Origin of the sequence: Amphritea atlantica, from assembly GCF_018860855.1 — a bacterium.
Classification (GTDB): Bacteria; Pseudomonadota; Gammaproteobacteria; order Pseudomonadales; family Balneatricaceae; genus Amphritea; species Amphritea atlantica_A.
Map to the genome: position 1 here is coordinate 87870 of NZ_JAHKQE010000019.1, position 20903 is coordinate 108772.

At 47.7% G+C, this 20903-nt stretch carries 19 protein-coding genes; 13 read left to right on the top strand and 6 right to left on the bottom strand.

Annotation, left to right across the window (positions count from 1 at the left end):
- Positions 1–21 precede the first annotated feature (21 nt).
- Positions 22–744, bottom strand: a complete 723-nt coding sequence (locus KO512_RS07625) for a GntR family transcriptional regulator (RefSeq protein WP_215951734.1) — start codon at positions 742–744, stop codon at positions 22–24.
- A 465-nt stretch (positions 745–1209) separates the two neighbouring features.
- Here KO512_RS07625 and KO512_RS07630 point away from each other — a divergent pair, with 465 nt between their 5' ends.
- From KO512_RS07630 to KO512_RS07640, 3 genes are all read left to right on the top strand, one after another.
- On the top strand, positions 1210–2655 hold the full coding sequence (locus tag KO512_RS07630) for an NCS2 family permease (protein ID WP_303493309.1): 1446 nt from the start codon (positions 1210–1212) through the stop codon (positions 2653–2655).
- A gap of 163 nt (positions 2656–2818) precedes the next feature.
- Entirely contained in the window at positions 2819–3229 is a 411-nt protein-coding gene (locus KO512_RS07635; protein ID WP_215951735.1) for a GFA family protein, read from the top strand.
- Between the two features lie 167 nt (positions 3230–3396).
- On the top strand, positions 3397–4749 hold the full coding sequence (locus tag KO512_RS07640; protein WP_215951736.1) for an NAD(P)/FAD-dependent oxidoreductase: 1353 nt from the start codon (positions 3397–3399) through the stop codon (positions 4747–4749).
- Between the two features lie 26 nt (positions 4750–4775).
- Here KO512_RS07640 and KO512_RS07645 read toward each other — a convergent pair whose 3' ends face one another.
- Complete coding sequence (locus KO512_RS07645) at positions 4776–5294, bottom strand: lipocalin family protein (protein ID WP_215951737.1); 519 nt, start codon at positions 5292–5294, stop codon at positions 4776–4778.
- A gap of 298 nt (positions 5295–5592) precedes the next feature.
- Here KO512_RS07645 and KO512_RS07650 point away from each other — a divergent pair, with 298 nt between their 5' ends.
- The gene (locus tag KO512_RS07650) at positions 5593–8082 is read left to right on the top strand and encodes an FG-GAP repeat domain-containing protein (protein ID WP_215951738.1); all 2490 of its coding nucleotides are present in this window, start codon (positions 5593–5595) and stop codon (positions 8080–8082) included.
- A gap of 186 nt (positions 8083–8268) precedes the next feature.
- Complete coding sequence (locus KO512_RS07655; RefSeq protein WP_215951739.1) at positions 8269–10101, top strand: sensor histidine kinase; 1833 nt, start codon at positions 8269–8271, stop codon at positions 10099–10101.
- Here KO512_RS07655 and KO512_RS07660 read toward each other — a convergent pair.
- From KO512_RS07660 to uraH, 3 genes are all read right to left on the bottom strand, one after another.
- Entirely contained in the window at positions 10094–10717 is a 624-nt protein-coding gene (locus KO512_RS07660; RefSeq protein ID WP_215951740.1) for a LuxR C-terminal-related transcriptional regulator, read from the bottom strand. The two genes, KO512_RS07655 and KO512_RS07660, sit on opposite strands and share 8 nt — an antisense overlap.
- 166 nt (positions 10718–10883) lie before the next feature.
- Entirely contained in the window at positions 10884–11609 is a 726-nt protein-coding gene (locus KO512_RS07665; protein WP_215951741.1) for a spermidine synthase, read from the bottom strand.
- A gap of 1195 nt (positions 11610–12804) precedes the next feature.
- A complete protein-coding gene (gene uraH, locus KO512_RS07670; RefSeq protein WP_215951742.1) occupies positions 12805–13161 on the bottom strand; it encodes a hydroxyisourate hydrolase in 357 nt (118 codons plus the stop codon).
- 283 nt (positions 13162–13444) lie between these two features.
- Here uraH and puuE point away from each other — a divergent pair, with 283 nt between their 5' ends.
- From puuE to KO512_RS07705, 7 genes are all read left to right on the top strand, one after another.
- Positions 13445–14404 (top strand): allantoinase PuuE, encoded by a 960-nt coding sequence (gene puuE / locus KO512_RS07675; protein WP_215951743.1) that lies wholly within the window; start codon positions 13445–13447, stop codon positions 14402–14404.
- Positions 14401–14919: a 2-oxo-4-hydroxy-4-carboxy-5-ureidoimidazoline decarboxylase gene (gene uraD / locus KO512_RS07680; RefSeq protein ID WP_215951744.1), complete on the top strand. Its 519-nt coding sequence runs from the start codon at positions 14401–14403 to the stop codon at positions 14917–14919. The genes puuE and uraD overlap by 4 nt, the downstream gene beginning before the upstream one ends.
- A 50-nt stretch (positions 14920–14969) precedes the next feature.
- Positions 14970–15959, top strand: coding sequence for an allantoicase (gene alc, locus KO512_RS07685; protein WP_215951745.1), 990 nt, complete (start codon positions 14970–14972; stop codon positions 15957–15959).
- 12 nt (positions 15960–15971) lie between these two features.
- A complete protein-coding gene (locus KO512_RS07690; protein ID WP_215951746.1) occupies positions 15972–16481 on the top strand; it encodes an ureidoglycolate lyase in 510 nt (169 codons plus the stop codon).
- A gap of 81 nt (positions 16482–16562) precedes the next feature.
- On the top strand, positions 16563–17741 hold the full coding sequence (locus KO512_RS07695) for a urate hydroxylase PuuD (RefSeq protein WP_215951747.1): 1179 nt from the start codon (positions 16563–16565) through the stop codon (positions 17739–17741).
- Positions 17742–17755: 14 nt separating this feature from the next.
- Positions 17756–18415: an HAD hydrolase-like protein gene (locus KO512_RS07700; RefSeq protein ID WP_215951748.1), complete on the top strand. Its 660-nt coding sequence runs from the start codon at positions 17756–17758 to the stop codon at positions 18413–18415.
- A 91-nt stretch (positions 18416–18506) separates the two neighbouring features.
- Entirely contained in the window at positions 18507–19310 is an 804-nt protein-coding gene (locus KO512_RS07705) for an IclR family transcriptional regulator (protein ID WP_252734903.1), read from the top strand.
- 21 nt (positions 19311–19331) lie between these two features.
- On the opposite strand, the gene KO512_RS07710 is transcribed toward KO512_RS07705, so the two are convergent.
- Positions 19332–20231, bottom strand: coding sequence for a LysR family transcriptional regulator (locus tag KO512_RS07710; RefSeq protein ID WP_215951749.1), 900 nt, complete (start codon positions 20229–20231; stop codon positions 19332–19334).
- A 149-nt stretch (positions 20232–20380) separates the two neighbouring features.
- On the opposite strand from KO512_RS07710, the gene KO512_RS07715 reads away from it, so the two are divergent.
- Positions 20381–20857, top strand: coding sequence for a PACE efflux transporter (locus KO512_RS07715; RefSeq protein WP_215951750.1), 477 nt, complete (start codon positions 20381–20383; stop codon positions 20855–20857).
- Positions 20858–20903: the final 46 nt, after the last annotated feature.

Below are 20903 nucleotides of genomic sequence, written 5' to 3' on the forward strand. Positions count from 1 at the left end.
ATTCGATGTCATTAACGCTCTTTACTTATTCACATTCGAGAAGATCGCTTTAAGGTCGCTTGGGGCCGCATGATCATCAAGATTAAGCTTAGCTTCGATATGATCCAGATGTTGCATCATCAACTGAGTCGCTAGCGCCTTATCGCCATTGGCCAGCGCCTCAATCAAATTGAAATGCTCATCATAGGAACAGTGAGCTCTCGCATGATTCTCATATTGCGCAATCGCTAACGAACTCAGTGATACAAGGCTCCGCTGAAAACTTAGCAGTGGAGGGTTATTGGCAATTTCAGCTAACAGCAGATGAAACTCACCTGACAGACGAATACCCGCCGCACGATCACCTTTCTCAAAGCAAGCTTGCTCATCCCGCACACTCTTTTTCAGCTGTTCAATCTGGGCTTGATCCGCCTCATCACACACCAGCTCGGTGACCGCTTTTTCAACCACCCGACGGGCAAAAAGAATACGCCGAGTATCGTCATTCGATGGGCTTGCAACCACAGCCCCTCGATTAGGCCGAATCACCACCACTTGCTCATAGCTCAAACGTGATAAAGCCCGACGAATAATTGTTCGGCTCACACCGAAAATATCACCGAGTGATTCTTCATTCAGCTTCGTACCAGGCGCTAAACGCTGCTCTAGAATCGCATCAAAGATGTGCTCATAAACAATATCATCTTGCGTTTTTTTGCTGCCTTTTCTGATATCAATTTTTTTTATTTCAGATAATTGATTCATAAACCTTACGTCTCTCCAAGCACACCCGAAAATCTATCTATAACAAAACACATAACTGCACAGTAATGATGGCTTAATTTTCGGAGAATGATACATAAAAGCTAAATTTCTGTACACATAATACGCCCTTACTTCTTGCCATTCACGTCAATCAACAACCACAACGAAACACGACAGATCACTTCATTTAACCCCAATTTATCTCTTTTTAGCAGCACATTACCACCCTTAATTAAATTAGAGCCAAGTGAAATAATCCATCAATGCGAAAACAGTAACTGATTAAAATGTCATCAATAGGTTGACTTTTTTGTATACAATCTTATTCTAAAGATTAGCACAATCTTGTGACTGCGCCGGTCAAGTTAGCGCTACAGAAGCACAAACCTCTGACTACCGAACACAAACAACCACATTATCAAATGTTTCACAGGGACATTATTACCCCAATGAGGAGTTAAAGTTGTGGAAAGCATACAACAAGAACATGCAAGCAAGGACCAAACCCCGTCCTCAGAACTCAGCTTTCTGGATCGCTTTTTCAAACTCAGCAAGCATAAAACGAATATCCGCACCGAGATAATCGCAGGCATAACCACCTTCGTGACTATGTCGTACATCATGTTTCTCAACCCCATCATCATGTCGAAAACCGGCATGCCCTTCGATAGCCTCTTTCTCGCCACCTGTATCGGTGCCGCCATCGCCACCATTTTTATGGGCATCTATGCCAACTGGCCGATCGGCTTAGCACCGGGCATGGGCCTAAACGCCTTCTTTACCTTTACCGTCGTGCTAGAAATGAACTACAGCTGGCAGATAGCACTGGGGGCGGTGTTTCTCTCCGGTATTCTGTTTGTACTGATGAGCGTCACCCGCTTACGAGAATGGATGTTAGAAAGTATTCCCATGAGTATGCGTTTAGCGATGACCGCTGGTGTCGGCCTATTCCTCGGTTTTATCGGACTACGTTTTACCGGTTTGATCGTGCCTAACCCCGACAATATGCTGGCCCTCGCCGACCTAACTCATTTTGGTTTCGGTCCCTTCGGCCCAGAAGCACCAGCCCTCGGGTTACTCAGCTTCCTGATTATCAGTGTGCTGAGCTATCTCCGAGTGTTTGGTTCGGTCATTATTGGCATTGTCGTGACCACCGCCATTGCCTTCCTGATGACCGCGCTACTGCCGGTCGATTTTTTCACGGTCACCTCCGATAGAGCGCCACTGTCTGGCTTTATGGCTTGGCCCGAGAACGGCCTCGTCGCAGTGCCTAACTTTTCCGACCTCTCCCCCATCTTTATGCAGCTCGATATTATGGGCGCACTGGATGTTGCACTGATTCCAGTGATTATCACCTTTCTATTCGTTAACATTTTCGATACTGCCGGTACCCTAATGGGGGTGGCTCACCGAGCTAATCTGCAGGATGAAAACGGTAAAATCGAAGGTCTGGATAAGTCCCTTAAAGCCGACTCGATCTCCTCGGTTATCGGCACCGCGTTCGGTTGCCCACCGGTCACCTCCTATGTGGAATCGGCAGCCGGTGTCGCCGCCGGGGGCCGAACCGGTTTGACCGCTGTCGTCATTGGCATCATGTTCTTACTAGGACTTTTCCTACTGCCTCTGGCGCAGATGCTGCCCGGCTTTGCCGTGGATGGTGCATTGATCTATGTCGCTATGTTGATGATGGGCTCGCTAGCCAGTATCGACTGGGATGATCTCACCGAGTTTGCCCCCGCCCTGATGACTACCATCATGATGCCGCTGACCTTCTCTATTGCTAACGGTATTGCTATCGGCTTTATCACCTATACCGTTATGAAAGTCACTACCGGCAAAGCATCATCTATCACTAGCGGTGTGTGGGTGCTTACCGCTATCTTTGTCGCGAAGTTTATTTTCCTGCCCTAATTCATTCATACCCCCTGAAAAAGCCCTCTGTTGAGGGCTTTTTTCTATGCAACACAAAAATGCTACGACTGTCGTGAATTACTTGCTTCAAATATCGTTGCTGAATTACAGTAGACCTTCGCATAACCGCCTATTAGCAATTCTAATTTATCTGGAGATGTAAATGACGTATCCAATTGAGGGCTCCTGCCAGTGTGGCGGCGTAAAATATAAGTTATTAAAAGCCCCGCTGTTAATTCAGGCCTGTCATTGCATCGCATGTCAGAAACTATCGACCAGCGCCTTCAGCGTTACCGCGGTCGTTAACGCAAGTGATATTGAGTTTGAAGGTGAGATGAAAGAGTGGCGCAGACCTGCTGATAGCGGCAACATTTCTGCCGCAAAATTCTGCCCAGCCTGCGGCAACCGAATTTACCATTTCAATCCCGACGAGCCTAACTCAATAAAGCTAAAGCCCAGCACCCTCTCAGATACCCGTATCATTAAGCCCATTCGCCATATCTGGGTCAGTCAAAAACAAGACTGGTTTGAAATTCCCGCCGGTGTTCAAACATTTGAAAAACAAGGTGCTTAAGCGATAAAAGGAAGGCATCAATAAACCGGTTTTCCTAACAACAACCGCCTAAAAAACCAAGTCGAACTAAATGGCCCAACGCTTATTTTGTTGCCGGTTACATCTAACGGACATGTTTACGGTCTTTTTAGTAACAATCAAACTAGAACAACCACAGGTCCATTAATATGACCAAAATGATCAATCTAAACACACCTATTACATTCAATGACGCACTCCCCGACGCGGTCGATGTGGTGGTTATTGGCGGTGGCATTATCGGTATCTTCTCAGCCCTAAATATTGCCCGTTCGGGTCTCAGTGTAATGGTGATCGAAAAAGGACGTATTGCCGGAGAGCAATCCTCACGCAATTGGGGGTGGATTCGCCAACATGGTCGTGATGCCGCCGAATTACCGATTATGATGGAAGCCACTCGGTTATGGGAAAACATTGATCAAGAGGTCAAAGGCCGCACCGGATTCAAGCGGGTCGGCGTGATGTATCTCTCACAAACAGAGGAGGCTCAAGCTCAGCGCGAAGCATGGCTTAGCACTGCCGCTGCACATGGTGTCGATACCGTGGCCCTATCGAGTGCACAAATAGGCCAACACATACAACTGGATGCACAGTCGAAGAACCCTTGGGTTGGCGCAACCTATACCGCCAGTGATGCGCGTGCCGAACCTTGGCAGGCGATCCCCGCGATCGCCGAACTAGCCCACAGTGAAGGCGTGCTCATCAAAGAAAACTGCGCCGTACGCACGTTAGATATTGAAGCAGGCCAAATCACGGGCGTGATCACCGAAGCTGGACGTATTAAAACTGCGCAAGTCGTAGTCGCCGGAGGCGCTTGGTCATCGTTGTTTCTGCGCCGTCATGGGATCAATATTCCCCAGTTATCGGTACGGGCCTCTGTGGCCAGAACCGCGCCTCTTCAAAGCATTACCACCACCAGCTTTGCCGATAAAAAATTAGCGGTACGTCGACGCAATGACGGCGGTTACTCGCTCGCGCTCACGGATTCCCATGATCACTTTATTGGCCCCGATTCATTTCGTTGGCTGTCTAAATGGATAAAAACAGGACTGCAAAACATTCATGAAATCCGCCCTTGGGTAAATGAAGTACCCAACTCCCCTGATGCTTGGCGGGTTGAGCGTCATTGGGCTGCAGACGAGATAACACCATTTGAATTAACCCGCGTTCTCGACCCTGCTCCCGCCAAGGGCAAAGTAAAAGTGATGCAACAACGCTTTGCGCAAAGATTTCCACAAATAGGCGAGCCCCAAATTCTAGATGCTTGGGGGGGGATGATCGATGCCATGCCAGATATTGTGCCTATTGTTGACCGAGTACCTGATTTTGAAGGACTCATTGTCGCAACGGGAATGAGTGGCCACGGCTTCGGTATCGGCCCCGCGTTCGGCAAAATTGTGGCTCAAATGGTGAATAAAGAAGATAGTGAGCATGATTTATCACGCTTCCGTTTCTCCCGTTTCAGTGATGGCAGCACCTTAGATATTGGGCCCAATATCTAAAGGGAGCATAACTTCCGCCTTTGTGGTTATTGACGCTGTTCAACAACGATAACAGCGTCAGTATCAAAGCCCCTTACCTTTGCCATACGCATGAACTTCTGCATAACTTCAGGTTGTACCTCCGGCGTTCGGGCCAGCAGCCACAAATAAGAGGTGTCAGGCCCAGAGACAAATGCATACTGATAGCCTTCGTGATCCAGCTCAAACACCACATATGAGCCGTAGAATGGCCCAAAGAAAGAAACCTTCAGGTAGCCTTGATCACTATCGTTAACAAAATAAGCCTTCCCTTCCGCCTCCTGCCACTCACCTTTTGCGGCAGAGAACCCTCGGTTCAGCACGGCCACGCCGCCATCGTCTCGCCGAGTGTATTCAGCCGACACCTGTATCAGCCCCCGTTCAAAAGAGTGATCTAGCCGAGCAATCTCATACCACTGACCTAAATATCGCTCTAGTTCAAACTGATCGACCGGTGTCACCGACTTCGGCATACCTAAACAGCCGGTCAAAAGCATCGTCGTCATCAGCATTAATAAAATTTTCATCGCCACTTGGGTCCTTATACACGCACGTTTCATTGATCATACGTTGCACTTACTATTCAGATCATTACTGCTGTAACCCTCATCACCCGCTGCTTTACCTACCAAGGATCAAAGCGATTGGAACAGCACCCTAAAACATATCCCTATCAATCTGCCTGAGGCCGACCTCAAGCACCTGTCGCATACGACAGTTGTCTATCACCGCCACTGTCTCTAGAGTGTAGTCTGATAACTTTAATAAAAAATCTATCCATTTGAGCGATGATGTTGGCTTAAGGATAACAAGACAGGTAGCGTCATGAGCGATAAATATCTAAGACCGAATTTAACCACGCCATCAGCGTCCCTTAGGTCGAGTCTAAAAGGCTCCGTGATTAAATCATCAATCGCGCTCTCTTTATTGCTAACCTCGTTGATCAGTTATGCCGATGAATCCGTCACGTTAGAAAGGGTCCGCTATTGTGATCAACGAGGCCTCAACAATATCTGCGCAGGTACAGCCACCACCCCATCAAAATTTCAAGCGTGGAGCAACGCTGGTGTTTCCACCGAGGGCCAACGCAACACCTACATCTCCATCGTTAACCAGCCACCAAAAGGTCAGGTCCGAAAGGTTGTGTTTATCTCAGCAGGACAACAAACAGACCCCGGTGGAGAGAAAAAAGGTAAGTTTGGTAAAGGCTACCCTAATGTGCTGACGGGGCAACCCAACGATTATAAAGATGGCTGTATGAACGCCACCAAAAGCTGCACCCGTACGATTGACGCTCGATCAGTCCTCGGTCGCTTGCGTGGAGATGGTAAATTTAGTGATAACGACACCCTGTTTATCGCCGCGTTTGATATGCGCTTTGGCTACTATCGACCCACCGCCGAAAAACAGAAACGAGAAAACGCTTATTGGGCATTTCTCACGTCAAAGTTTGATCCTACAAAAGTGGAGCTAATCGTCTTGGCAGGTCAAAGCCGCGGTGGCTGCATGATGTTCCGACTCGGACAAAAACTACGGGCAACATCCACCTATCAAAATATCCCCCTAATCGTGCAAGGCCTAGACCCTGTTTGCACCACCACCGGCACCCCAAATGTTGACCGGGAACTCCCTCCTTTAAGTGGCGTATATAAAAACCCACTCAATAGTGGTTATGAATCCTATCCTATCGATATGGATCAAGTTTTCCCCAGCGACCACCGTAACAAATTGGCGGTTCTGGATATTCACGGTGGCGGAAAAGTATGGGATCTAGAGCCAGGCATCCGTTCATTCACATGGAAGGCCAGCGATACCGACCTCGGCTGGTGGAAACAAAAATGGGTGAATGCTGGTCATGAAGATATGGGAGGCAAATATGAGCATTCATGGCAAACCGTTGATTTAGCGGTCACCCATATTTACGATTCAATGTACGTATTTGGCAGCACCCATTTCAAATCAACCGCTCAACATCCGGTAGATATCAACGGCGATGGCTTAAGTGACATTGTGCTGCGTTCCCGTAACCCGCAACAAGGGCTCAGCATTCACACAAAATTATCCAACGGCAATGGCTCATTTACCGAGAAAGCGTTTATCTCCGGCGATGGTGCAGCGGTAGACTTGCTACCGATGCTCTCCGGTTATTTCAATGCCGATAATAAAACCGACCTACTGTTACGTTATTACCACCCACAGAAAGGCTTAATGCTGCGCACCAAATTTTCTAATGGTGATGGTAGCTTTACAGAAAAAGAGTATCAGGCTGGCGATGGTCATAGTGCAGCAGAAAAACTGGCGTTTATCGGTGATGTCGATGGCGATAAACTGTCCGATCTGATCTCACTGTATCAGCACCCCACCTCAGGACTACACATCCGCGTTAAATACTCGAATGGCGATGGTACTTACCGAGAAACTGATCACCGTTCCGGTGATGGCGCCATGGGTGACTCCCTGCGTATGCATGCCGCCGATGTTAACGGCGATGGTAAAACCGATCTCATCTACCACTTTCAAAGTGGTTCAAATAACTTCCAAATAAGAACTCAGATCTCCAATGGCGATGGCAGCTTCACCTATAAAAAACTGATTCCTGGTGGTTGGTGGCATATGAACAATATGCAAAGCTTTGTCGGTGATGTGAATCGCGATAAGAAATCGGATCTCATCCTAATCACCCGTGACAATGGTACGAAGTTATTACGCGCCAATACCTATCTCTCTCAAGGAGATGGTACCTATCATCGAGTCATACACGATCTTGCCGAAAACGCCGACGTTGATAAATTGGAAACCTTAGTCGGTGATTTCAATGGCGATCGCAGAACCGATATTTTGCTACGTAAACGTGACCCACAAAATGGCTTGATCCTGCGGCTTAAACTTGCCAAAGGCGATGGTCACTATACCCATGTTCAACATACGGCAGGGGATGGGCCTCAAATCGATAACTTTTCTGCTTTGATCGGTAATATCGATAAAGGACAAACGGCTGATCTTATCCTACGAGCACGGACGGCTAACGGCATACTGATACGCTCAAAGTTAAGCAAAAGCGATGGTAGTTTCTCCGACGCGCAATACAACGCGACCGGCGATACGCTTATGTTGATGCGATACCCCGCCCTTAGCGGTGGGATGAGATGGGCCGGTGGCGGAACCTTCCATCCCTGTGGCGGCTGTGTAAAGACTGTTTCCACTGCTAACAAAGCCGTTGTCAAAAAAGCGACCGTACTGCCACAAATAAAACCATCCGTATCCGGTGGTAAAGTGGTCAATAAAGCCATTAACGCACAACAGCTAAAACAATAGCTAAACGTTTTAACAGCCAAACGAAGAAGGCGTCTATTTGCCTTCTTCGTTTCGTCCGATGCTAAATAGTCCTGCTTTGATCGTTATTCATTCGCAGACCTATTTAAGATCAGACAATATCATCGAGGAAATTTTATCCGTCGATTAGCCAATCAAATTCCACTTCACTGTCAGCCAGAGTGATTAATGATTATCAGATACGTTAAAGCATTAGTATTGTTGGCCTTCGTGATCGCAAGTGGTTTGGCGGCGGCGAGTGATGTACAGATCAAAAACAACTGGCTGTTCCAGCATGGCGATCTCCCGAGTTGGAGCCAACCATTATATGATGACAGCGCCTGGCAAACCGTTGAGGTTCCTAGGCTTTTATTTCAAGGCCATAACACGCCGGTTAAAGGCTGGTATCGCGTTCACTTTGATTTTAATACGCCTAAGCAACACGATTTAGCCCTGTTTATTGAAACGATCAGACATGCGGATGAAGCGTGGCTTAATGGCACTCGTATCGGCGGTCTCGGTGAGACCTATGAAGCGTGGGATTTTCTCCATACCAACCCACAAAGTCTGCCTCGGCTGTACAAAATTCCTCCCCAACTACTCACTGAAAAAAATAATGTTCTGGCAATTAAAACCAATGTCGGTTTTGGCGAAGCCTGGGGGGCCATGTTTCCCGGTGGTGCAGGCATCACTAAAGGTAAAGTACTGATAGGCGACTATGATACGTTACTTGATAGGGTCCATAATACAAAACTAAAAATCATCACCCTTGATACGGTTTTTGCCGTACTAGGCATTTTAGACTTACTGATTATTTTGGTACTTCTAAAAACGGCCTTAGGCCCAGTACCTGAGTTTAAATGGCTACTCGCCTGTAGCTTTTTCCTCCTGTTGGGCGCGGCGGCTCATGATATCAATTACATCTATTCCATTCGATTTATCAATACCAACCTATCCATGGTGACGGCAATGCTCGTTTTGCCCTATACCACCGCCATGTACTTTTGGAGCCAATACAGAGATATCTCAACCAAGCTAATCACGGTACTGTCGGCTATCTGGGCCTTCAATATTACTATGTTGCTACTACCGAGCATTTCATTCGAGCTGAAAAATATTTGCTGGTATCTCTGGAATATACAAGCCGTGATGTTTTTTTTCTATGCTATTTATGCCGCCTTCAAAGGGCTCATATACAAACGTGTCGGGGCCTACGCCCAGTTTTTTGGCATTATCATTTATGTCTTTTCTATTCGTAGCCAATGGTTACCCGACGATTTCTTTGGCCACCGAAATATTCAATTCGGCAGTATCATCTATCGCTATGCACTGCTGTTCGCCTACTTTCAGCAGCTAACCCATATCCGTATGGACTTTAAGAAACTATCCATCCGTATCGTCGGTATTACTGACAGTGTGAGACATTCGATTGCTCGGGAGCTACACGATGGGATTGGTCAGCACTTAGCATCGGCAAAACTCCAAACAAGCTTAGCGTTAAGTTCAGATGAAAAAGATAAACATCTAGACTTCGTTAAATCTGAACTAGAACAAGCGGTACAAGGGTTACGACGTCTGATTAATGGGCTACACCCGGTGATTATCGATCAGACCCCGATTAATCAAGCATTAGAGAGCGAATGTAAAAATATTGGCAAGATATATGGCATTACTACCTCGCTCAATTGTGCTGATGTAAAGATGGATAAAAACACGGAGATTCATGTCTTCCGGATGTTTCAAGAGTGTGTATCGAATGCCATCAAACATGGCCTAGCGACCACTATTGCGATACAGCTATCCACTAAAAAGGGCTATGTCTGCCTTTCTATTCGAGATAATGGTATCGGTTTTAATATTAAGGACAAACGTGAATATCGCGACGATGGCGGCTATGGTTTTGTCAGCCTTCAGGAAAGAATCACCCTACTAAGCGGCCATCTTGATATGACCAGTGAAACCGGTAAAGGCAGCCATATTCAGATTAAATTTCCCCTATCACCAGCCTCATTCGTTAGCTGATATAGCCATTTTTAAGCGCCACAGCGACCGCATTAGCACGACCGTGGGCATTTAATTTGAGGCAGGAGTTCGAAATATGGAAACGAACCGTCCGTTCAGAAATATCAAGCTGTCGTCCTGTTTCCTTATTGGAAAACCCATTCGATGCACAGGCTAGCACTTCAATCTCACGTAAGGTTAAAGCTGCCTCATCAGAATCAAAAACATTCAGCGCGTCGACCATCGCCGGTGATAAAAACTGCTCGCCGGCGATCACATTTTCAATAGCATCGCTTAACTCTTCAAACGCACTCTCTTTTAACACATAGCCAGATAAACCAAGTTTCAGCAGGGTTTTAGCCAGATGTGCCTCAAGATGCATGGTTAGCGCAATCAGCTGTGTCTCGGGGCTATGCAGCTCAACATACTTGAGAATATCTTCCGTTTTAGCTCCCGGCATCGACAGATCAACTAAAGCAATGGCGGGAGAAAACTGTTCAACCAGTGCGATCAACTCATCGCCGTTCGCACCGGTACCTAGCAATTGGAAGGTCGAGGATTTCCCAATAAGGCTACTGAGCCCCTCCAAAAACATCGAATGATCATCAGCCGCTACGATGGTAACAAACTCTGACATTTAACTCTTCCTTCCATAGCCGATAAAAAGGTCACATAGCGCCAGGCCAGCAAACTTACGTAAGGCTCAACACTTCATGCAACATAACGTATAGCAATGAACAAAGCCTTCACATTACCACTGAAGTCACTTGGCCTTCACCGGTCATTAAGCTTTCATTAAAGCACTAGTGGCTCGCTTTAACACACACATACACAGAGTTGGTTGATTCATCACTCTGAAACGGATTATAAAAAGAGACCACATGGGCATCGACACGCTCAAATACCGTTCGCAATAATGCTTCAAACGGCGCTTCTGGCAAGTTTTGTGACCACATGGCAAACACCCCACCCGGTTTTAGTTGTTCAGCCATCAAACTCAGGTTAGCCGTCGTATAAAAACTCGCATTGGCTGAATTAAGGTATTCCGTAGGGGAGTGATCAATATCCAACAAAATCGCATCAAACTTCTTACCATCAGATTCGGGATCAAAGCCAGTGCTCGGCTCGATAGCCAGATCAAAGAAGCTGCCAAGAATATAACGGTTGCGACTATCCGCATTGAGTATTTTACCCAACGGCACCAACTCATCTTGATGCCAACCGATCACCGTATCGAGCGCATCAACCACCAGCAGTTCGGCAATACGCTGATCGTTTAAAGCCGCCACCGCAGTATAGCCAAGTCCCAAACCACCAACGACAACACTGAGCTGATCCCCTTCAACAGAGGCTAACCCCAATGTCGATAATGCCTCTTCCGCATCGACAAACATGCTAGACATTAAAAACTCTTCTCCGAGTTTTACTTCATAGATCTCTCGATCACCAAACGCGGGCATCCGCCGCCGACGTAGGGATATCTGCCCCAAAGGTGAGGCTTGGCTATCGATCTCTTCAAATAGTGGCATGTGAAACAGTCCTAATACGGAATCCGGTCGGTTATCATACGTGCTAAGTACCACGATGGGAAAACATCAGCTTAACCACCCCTATCTTTACCCTGTCTTAACAGCTCGGCCAGTCATTCTCTACAGCGAAACTAGCGATAAGTTCTATTTAGATAATAATTGAACTGAGTGAATAGATAGTTAAGCGGGACATAACAGATCAGAGATTAGGCTGAGGGCGAGAGCAGCAACGCCCCTACGAAACGATAACCGCAGGTCGGCTTAATCTCGTAAGGTGCTGGTGAGTCTGCGAACCACACCATTAACCGTGGATACCGTGAAATCATCACATCCCTTGGTGCGATTCATTCTTCATCGACACCCTACAAACAATCAAAAGATATGTGAGTCACCATCGGAGTGGTATAGGGATAGGTCGTCTTAATCTCGTAAGATGCTGGTGAGCCTGCGAACCGCGCCATTAACCGTGGATACCGTGAAATCATCACGTCCCTTGGTGCGATTCATTCTTCATCGACACCCTACAAACAGCCAAAAGATATGTGAGTCACCATAGGAGTGGTATAGGGACGGGTCGTCTTAACCTCGTAAGGTGCTGGTGAGCCTTCGAACCGCACCCTTAACCGTGGATACCGTGAAATCATCACGTCCCTTGGTGCGATTCATTCTTCATCGACACCCTACAAACAGTCAAAAGATATGTGAGTCACCATAGGAGTGGTATAGGGACGGGTCGTCTTAACCTCGTAAGGTGCTGGTGAGCCTGCGAACCGCACCATTAACCGTGGATACCGTGAAATCATCACGTCCCTTGGTGCGATTCATTCTTCATCGACACCCTACAAACAGCCAAAAGATATGTGAGTCACCATCGGAGTGGTATAGAGACAGGGCGTCTTAATCTCGTAAGGTGCTGGTGAGCCTGCGAACCGCACCATTAACCGTGGATACCGTGAAATCATCACGTCCCTTGGTGCGATTCATTCTTCATCGACACCCTACAAACAGTCAAAAGATATGTGAGTCACCATGGGAGTGGTATAAGGACGGGGCGTCTTAACCTCGTAAGGTGCTGGTGAGCCTGCGAACCGCACCATTAACCGTGAATATCATTGACTAGTCGATAATATCTCTGGGACTAACAGTGCTACCGGTATATGCAGAGAAGATAAGATATGGATGTGAGCAACTGCTTTTAACTTCCCCGATAGGTCGAATAACTATACGGCGAAATCAACAACGGTACATGATAGTGCTCATCTTCGTCGGCGATACCGAAGCGTATCACCACATCATCTAAGAAAGCGGGTTCTGGCAGTTCGACACCACGGTGACGATAATAAGGGCCAACACTAAAGACCAGCTCATATACCCCTTTTTTAAAATCATCCCCAGCCAACACTGGCTGATCGCAACGACCATCATCGTTGGTCTGGGTATAATGTAACCGTACTCGGCTGACATCTCCGTCGATACGATACAGTGCTACTGGGATATTCGCCCCTGGACAACCATGAGCCGAATCCAATACATGTGTTGTCAGATATCCCATCGCCCTTCCCCTTTAACTGTTTATTAAATATGGTTGTTACTAATATATTGCCAAACGATTGCTAACTACTATAAAACAACGCGAAGAAACAAAACAACAGTCCACTGATAAAATTGTATACATTTTATTTTATAGGATATCGAGACTCATTTAGCTTAACTCCGCTCATTCAAGCCAGACATTCTCAGCAAAGCTGAATTAAATCTGACCGATTGGACAACTTTTAGCTTGAATCATCCGCAGCCAATTGTATACAATCAAAGCATCAATTTTGCTAAACCAGATGACCCACATCGATCGTTATGTAAGGAGTTCCGCCGTGAATACCGATTATCCGCGCGACCTCATTGGATATGGCAATAACCCACCTCACCCCCACTGGCCTGATAACGCCCGTATTGCTATCTCTTTTGTGTTGAATTATGAAGAGGGTGGCGAACGCTGCATTCTTCATGGTGATAGTGAATCGGAAGCCTTTCTGTCGGAAATGCCCGGTGCCCAGGCGTTACCCAATGTACGTCATATGAGCATGGAATCCTGCTATGAATATGGTAGCCGTGCGGGTGTCTGGCGCTTACTAAAACTATTTAATAAATACGATATCCCATTAACCGTATTTGCTGTCGCGATGGCCATTCAACGCAACCCCGCGGTCGCTCAAGCAATGGTGGCGGCGGGCCATGAGATCTGTAGTCACGGTTTACGCTGGCTCGATTATCAATATACCGATATCGACGAAGAGCGCGATCACCTGCTTCAGGCAATCAGCATTATCGAAACGATCACCGGTGAACGGCCTCTGGGCTGGTATACCGGCCGAACCGGCCCTAACACTCGACAATTGGTGATGGAGGAAGGTGGCTTCTTGTATGACTCCGATGCCTACGATGATGATCTGCCTTATTGGGTCGATAACGACGGTAAAGGACACCTAGTCATTCCCTATACTCTCGATGTTAACGATATGCGTTTTGCTACCGCACAGGGTTTCAACAGTGGTGAGCAGTTTTATCAATACCTAAAAGATAGCTTCGATACCCTTTATGCGGAAGGTGAAGATGCACCAAAAATGATGTCAGTTGGCCTACATTGCCGACTTGCGGGGCGTCCCGGGCGCGCGGCTGCCTTAGAGCGCTTTATCCGTTATGCTCAAAGTCATGATCAAGTATGGTTTACCCGACGCATCGATATAGCCAAACATTGGCAACATCAACACCCCTATCAACCGGAGAGCAGTAAATGAGCGGAACCTTCCATAGCTGCACGCCTAGCCAGATGAGTCGTGCTGACTTTATTGCCACTTTTGGTGATATCTATGAACACTCAGCTTGGATAGCCGAACAGGCTTATGACCTAGGAATCGATAACAGCCATAACCAAATTGATACCCTTCAGGCTCGCATGGCAAAGATCTTGCTTGAATCTGATCAGCCGTCTCAACTCGCTCTCATTAACGCTCACCCTGATTTAGCAGGCAAAGCGGCTATTGCCGGCGAACTGACCGAGTCATCAACATCGGAACAAGCAGGCGCCGGTATCAGTGAATGTACCGATGCCGAGTTTGCTCGCTTTACCGAGCTAAACAATACCTATAAAGCAAAATTTGGCTTCCCCTTTATTATGGCGGTCAAAGGCAGTCAAAAGCAGCAGATATTGGCCGCGTTTGAAGAAAGAATTCATCACAGCCCTGAACAAGAGTTCCAGCGCGCCTTGGTGGAAATTAACAAAATAGCTCGGTTTAGACTGGAATCCCTCTAAATCCTATTCCATCAGTCGGCAATGAATGAAGAGACAAGGCAAATAAACTTATGAGTAACCCTACATTTACGAAATATATCAACCTAGCCGATGCGCGGCTCGGTAGTAAAGCGGTGTTTGTCACCGATGACTGGTTTGCCGCTGTTGATCGTATGCTGCAACCGGAAGCACCGGTATGGAAAGACGATGTTTACGATGATAACGGTAAGTGGATGGATGGCTGGGAATCCCGCCGTAAACGCTTTGAGGGTTACGATTACACGATCATTCGTCTCGGAGTACCGGGCATCATCAAAGGCGTCAACATTGACACAGCCTTCTTTACCGGCAACTTCCCTCCTTCTGCATCACTGGAAGCCTGTTTTTGCACCCAAGGAGACCCAGACGACAATACAGAGTGGACCGAACTGTTAGGTGCCGTCAGTCTAAACGGTGATAGTCAGCACCTACACGCCATCGATCATGCTACACCTTGGACCCACGTCCGTTTTAATATTTACCCCGATGGCGGTATTGCTCGCCTGAAACTGTACGGCATTCCTTATCTGGACTGGTCTAGCGTTAACTCTGATCAGGAAATCGATCTAGCCGCAGCCATCAATGGCGGTCGTGCACTGGCCTGCAGTAATGAACACTACGGTACTATGAGTAATATTCTCAACCCAGGCCGAGGTATCAATATGGGCGATGGCTGGGAAACGGCTCGTCGTCGAACCCCCGGTAATGACTGGGTGATTATTGCACTGGGGCACCCAGGTGAAATCAGCCGAGTCGTGGTCGACACCCTGCACTTCAAAGGTAACTACCCCGATAGCTGTTCAATTCAGGCGGCCTTTGTTAAAGGGGGCACCGATGAACAGATCGAAACCCAGAGCCTCTTCTGGAAAGAGTTGCTGCCCTCACAAAAATTGGCAATGCATCAAGAGCATCAGTTCGAGCAACAGCTTAACTCGCTGGGCAATATAACCCATATTCGTCTGAACATCTTCCCTGATGGCGGTGTAAGTCGCCTCAGGCTGTTCGGCAAACCGAGCCAATAAAGGATATACCGGATGCAGCGGATACTCACACCTGAACCCCTAACGAAAGCACGTTTCGCTCCCTATGGCGATGTGATTGAAACCGAGGGTAGTGACTTCTTTATGATTAATAACGGTTCTACTCAACGTTTTCATCGGCTTTCTGAGGTGATGCTGGGTAAACCGGATGATCGCGCTATCATCAGCATTTTTAGGGCCCAAAAGCTGACCTATCCACTGCCGATAAAAATGCTAGAACGACACCCTCTCGGCAGCCAGGCCTTTATTCCCCTAAAACAGAAACCCTTTCTGATTCTAGTGGCTGAACCCGGCGATCATCCGGCCCCCGAAACGATCCGCGCCTTTATCACTAATGGCCATCAAGGCATTAACTACCATACCGGTGTTTGGCACCACCCAATACTCAGCTGTGAAGCTGAAGACGACTTTTTAATCGTCGACCGCGAAGGCGACGGTAACAACTGCGATGAACACTACTTTACTGACGACGAGATGGTGCTTGAAAGCGGTATACCCAGCTGAGACCTGCAGGAACGGTTCCTGACAGCGAAATATTAGACGATGAATACCTCGACAGAGGTCTGGCTTGATGAGGAATAAACGATGGATCCACATATCACGGAATGGCTTAACCTAGCAGTACGCTGGGTTCATATGATTACCGGTATCGCTTGGATAGGTGCTTCCTTTTACTTCGTCTGGCTCGAGAACCATTTGGAGCGAAGTCAACCAAAGGAGGGTTTATCGGGTGACCTTTGGGCTATCCATGGCGGCGGTATTTACCACTTAGAAAAATATAAGCTTGCCCCGCCTCAGATGCCGGAAAAACTCCACTGGTTCTACTGGGAGGCCTATGCCACCTTCCTTTCTGGATTTACGCTGCTGGCCGTTGTTTATTACCTTAACGCGCCGCTTTACCTTATCGCGCCGGGTTCTGATATGGGCACCGCTACCGCGATTGCTATCAGTATCGGTAGCCTACTGGCGGGCTGGCTGGTATACACCACTCTATGCGACTCGCCGTTGGGTAAAAAACCACTTCTCTTAGGCGTTGTACTCTTTGCTCTACTGGTACTAACCGCCTGGGGCTTAACACTCATTTATAGCGGTCGCGGGGCTTTTATTCATGTTGGCGCCATCATCGGCACAATAATGGTTGGTAACGTTTTCCGTATTATTATGCCCGCTCAACGGGCCATGATTCGTGCGATTGAAGCAGGACAAGAGCCCGATCCTAAACTACCGGCCAAAGGACTGCTACGCTCTCGGCATAACAACTACTTTACCTTACCCGTGCTGTTTATCATGATCAGCAACCATTTCCCGAGCACCTATAGCTATGAATATAACTGGGCTATTCTGGGTGCACTGGCGTTTCTTAGCATACTGGTGCGACACTATTTCAACACCCGCCACCTGACCCAAAAATACCTTTGGACATTGCCTGCTGCTGCCTTAGGTATGATTGGTTTAGCCTTTGTTGTCGCCCCACAAACAACCCCCATGGACACCTCTAACAGAGTCAGCTTCGCTCAGGTTCAACCCATTATTAGTGAACGCTGTGCAGTGTGTCACTCGGCAACTCCGAGCTATGCAGGCTTCAACGCCCCACCACTGAACGTTATCATGGATACCCCTGCGCAAATCAAAGCACTGATCCCTCGTATTCAAGCTCAGGCGATCACAACAACCGCCATGCCATTGGGTAACATCACCCAGATGACGCCACAGGAACGGGACCTATTGGGCCAGTGGATTGCGCAAGGTGCGCTGACCGATTAATCGGGTTATCCGTCATGGGGGATATCTTTTTTGATCTAGACGGCACGCTGTTGAATACCCAAGCTGGGATTAGCGAATCAATACAGTCGACGCTAACCAAGCTTGGCTATCCAGCCCCTTCAGCCGTTGAACTGCAACACTGTTTTGGCCCTCCCATACGAGACAGCTTTGCACGTCTCATGGATAGCGACAACGGCGATCTTATCGAAACGGCCGTCACACACTTTCGCGAGCACTATCTACAACAGGGTATCTACAACTATCAACTTTACCCCGGAATAGCAGCACTGCTGATGCAGCTAGCCAGCCATGGGAAAACGCTGCGAGTCTTAACGATCAAACCTCAGCCGCAAGCTGAGAGACTATTACAGCATGCCCAACTCAGTTCTCTATTTAGCAGCATTCATGGCAGTCATCTCGATGGCAGTCGTAGTGATAAAACCCAGCACCTCAATAGCTTGCTGCAACATCATCAGCGCGACAAACAGCACTGGATGATCGGCGACCGATCCAATGATATCCAAGCCGCTAAAGCCTGTAACATTAACTCGGTTGCCGTCACCTGGGGTTATGGTGAAATAGCCGAACTACAGCGTGCCAACAGCGATTTTATTATCCACCATCCCGATCAACTCATCCCACTGCTCATCAACGAGCCCGTTATCAATATCTAATATCATCTAACTAAATCTTCTTTCACAATATGAAATCAAGACGTTAGTTATTACAATACGGTATCTTCTATCGATTCTTTCAGGTGCCTTCATGTCAGATCATTCCATGGCAAGTTCTGTCGATGAAAATACAGCGACCAAGCCCATCAGCCGCATTCAGGTTATCGATCGAGCAGCCCATATTCTGGATGCGATATCCCGCTATTCTCAACCGGTAACATTAAAAGTGCTCAGCGCCGAAACCGGCCTACACCCGTCAACAGCCCACCGGATCCTGCGCTCGCTGATCGACAACCGTTTTGTCGATCGCAACGAAAATGGTGAATACTGGCTGGGGAATCGGTTGCTGCAACTAACCAATAAGCGCCGGACCGATGTAGACCTGCGTGCCGTCGCCCTACCCTATATGGAACGATTAAGAGATCAGTTAGGTGAAAGTATCAACCTAACCATTCGTGAAGGCGATGTGGTGATCTATTTTGAACGGGCGATCCCCAACCGAATGATGCACGTCCATCAACTCGTCGGCAGCCGTGCGCCGCTACATGTCACTGGGGTTGGCAAACTGATGCTTGGCATCGGTGGTGAGACCGATATTATCAGCTATGCACAACGTACCAACCTACCCACCTATACCCAAAATACTTTTTCGACGTTGCCGGAACTCATGGCTGAATGCCGACAATCGGCCACACAGGGTTACGCATTAGATAATGAAGAAGCGGAAATCGGCGTGGGCTGTATTGGCGTATTAATTTATGATCAGACCCAGTTACCGGTTGCTGGCCTATCGATCTCAGCACCGATCGAAAGACGCCAACTGGAATGGATTGATGCTCTCAAGGAAGCGGCTAACGCGATCTCTGCTCAGTTAGGCTACACCGCCCACGACTGAGCGGTAACTCTTGGTTTAGGCTTAGCTTAAAGATTGCGGGGTTAGGTCTAACTGCGACAGCTCTTCCAATAACCAACTACCCGCCGTTCCTAAAGAGCGATTCTCCGTCCAGACAACATCAATACCCTGTAACGATGCCACCGCCTGAAAGTCTCGCTGCAAAGCTAATAATTCACCGCTGACCAGTTTTTCCTGTACCACATTACGATGCAGAAAAGCCCAACCTAAACCACTACATAGCAGCTCTAGAATCAGATGCGGGCTTTCTGAAAACCAAACACTGGGACTAAACATTAACCGTTCATGGCTACGATCCGTTAAATCCAGACTGCGTAACACTAGCTGGCGATGGGCTCTAAAATTGGCATGACTCACCGGCTGTTTCTCAGCAATCGGGTGATCATGACGACATACCGCCACCAACTCAGAATAACCAATGCCGCGAAAGCCAAAGCCCTGTGGATAAGCTTCCCGTTCGAGCATCAAACCGATATCTGCCCGATTGGTACGAATAAGCTCAGCAACATCACTGCCGCCTGGGTCCAGCAGCTCTAACTGAATATGGGAAAAGCGTTGCTCAAAGCGGTGCAAAATATCCAATAACGGCTGACTGGAGATACTCTGCTCTACCGCCAAACAAAGCTCCACCTCATCACTCTGACCCAACGCTTGAGCATGCACTCTAAATTCATGCTGGGAGTGTAATACCGTGCGGGCATATTCCAATAATGCCTTGCCACTGTGGGTTAATACCGGATTGCGATGGCTGCGATCAAACAGCGCCACATTGCTATCCAGTTCGAGATTACTGATCGCCGTGCTCACCGCCGACTGCGCTTTCCCCAAACGCCGAGCGGCAGCAGAGAATGAGCCGGTTTCGGCAGCAATCACAAAGGCTTCTAATGGATCAATACCCGCCATAATCCCTTCAACAACCTATCTGATTTTTAGATAGTATCTAACTTTTTACTATCTAAATAAAGCCTAGAATAGCCTCATCTTCAAAACATCATTAGCTGACTAAGCATCATAAAGTAAGCATCATAAAGTAAGCATCGCAAGGAGCCATCATGAATCAGCCAATTATTACCCGTACCCCTCTCGACCGCCTGCGCCACACGCTGATGTTCGAACTCTTACTGCTGACACTACTCGCGCCGATGATGTCGTTATTACTCGACCGAGATATTCTAGATGTCGGTATGCTGTCGCTTGTGATCAGTATTAAAGCGATGCTGATCAACCCGTTTTTCAATTATCTGTTTGATCGATATGATGTTAAACACGGCAGAATTCCAACTGAACGAAAGCTATCCGGTCGATTGATTCATTCGGCTGGCTTGGAAATAACGTTGATTGCCACCTCGCTACCGCTGATTATCTGGTGGCTCGATGTGACCTTTATGCAGGCCTTGATGGTTGATCTGATATCGATCTTTCTGGTGATGGCCTACACACTGACCTTTAACTGGATCTATGATCGAGTATTTCCTGTTATACAGCCATCCGCGCCGTTATCCACTGACGCCTTAGCCGCCAAACATTGAGAGCAAACATGAATAGCACGCCCTTAATCACTCGCGGCTGATTCCC

What these genes read in the sequence shown, in the direction of transcription:
- KO512_RS07625 (WP_215951734.1), bottom strand. Translation starts at nt 744, where the DNA reads ATGAATCAATTATCTGAAATAAAAAAAATTGATATCAGAAAAGGCAGC.
- KO512_RS07635 (WP_215951735.1), top strand. Translation starts at nt 2,819, where the DNA reads ATGACGTATCCAATTGAGGGCTCCTGCCAGTGTGGCGGCGTAAAATAT.
- KO512_RS07640 (WP_215951736.1), top strand. Translation starts at nt 3,397, where the DNA reads ATGACCAAAATGATCAATCTAAACACACCTATTACATTCAATGACGCA.
- KO512_RS07645 (WP_215951737.1), bottom strand. Translation starts at nt 5,294, where the DNA reads ATGAAAATTTTATTAATGCTGATGACGACGATGCTTTTGACCGGCTGT.
- KO512_RS07650 (WP_215951738.1), top strand. Translation starts at nt 5,593, where the DNA reads ATGAGCGATAAATATCTAAGACCGAATTTAACCACGCCATCAGCGTCC.
- KO512_RS07655 (WP_215951739.1), top strand. Translation starts at nt 8,269, where the DNA reads ATGATTATCAGATACGTTAAAGCATTAGTATTGTTGGCCTTCGTGATC.
- KO512_RS07660 (WP_215951740.1), bottom strand. Translation starts at nt 10,717, where the DNA reads ATGTCAGAGTTTGTTACCATCGTAGCGGCTGATGATCATTCGATGTTT.
- KO512_RS07665 (WP_215951741.1), bottom strand. Translation starts at nt 11,609, where the DNA reads ATGCCACTATTTGAAGAGATCGATAGCCAAGCCTCACCTTTGGGGCAG.
- uraH (WP_215951742.1), bottom strand. Translation starts at nt 13,161, where the DNA reads ATGGGATATCTGACAACACATGTATTGGATTCGGCTCATGGTTGTCCA.
- puuE (WP_215951743.1), top strand. Translation starts at nt 13,445, where the DNA reads ATGACCCACATCGATCGTTATGTAAGGAGTTCCGCCGTGAATACCGAT.
- uraD (WP_215951744.1), top strand. Translation starts at nt 14,401, where the DNA reads ATGAGCGGAACCTTCCATAGCTGCACGCCTAGCCAGATGAGTCGTGCT.
- alc (WP_215951745.1), top strand. Translation starts at nt 14,970, where the DNA reads ATGAGTAACCCTACATTTACGAAATATATCAACCTAGCCGATGCGCGG.
- KO512_RS07690 (WP_215951746.1), top strand. Translation starts at nt 15,972, where the DNA reads ATGCAGCGGATACTCACACCTGAACCCCTAACGAAAGCACGTTTCGCT.
- KO512_RS07695 (WP_215951747.1), top strand. Translation starts at nt 16,563, where the DNA reads ATGGATCCACATATCACGGAATGGCTTAACCTAGCAGTACGCTGGGTT.
- KO512_RS07700 (WP_215951748.1), top strand. Translation starts at nt 17,756, where the DNA reads ATGGGGGATATCTTTTTTGATCTAGACGGCACGCTGTTGAATACCCAA.
- KO512_RS07705 (WP_252734903.1), top strand. Translation starts at nt 18,507, where the DNA reads ATGTCAGATCATTCCATGGCAAGTTCTGTCGATGAAAATACAGCGACC.
- KO512_RS07710 (WP_215951749.1), bottom strand. Translation starts at nt 20,231, where the DNA reads ATGGCGGGTATTGATCCATTAGAAGCCTTTGTGATTGCTGCCGAAACC.
- KO512_RS07715 (WP_215951750.1), top strand. Translation starts at nt 20,381, where the DNA reads ATGAATCAGCCAATTATTACCCGTACCCCTCTCGACCGCCTGCGCCAC.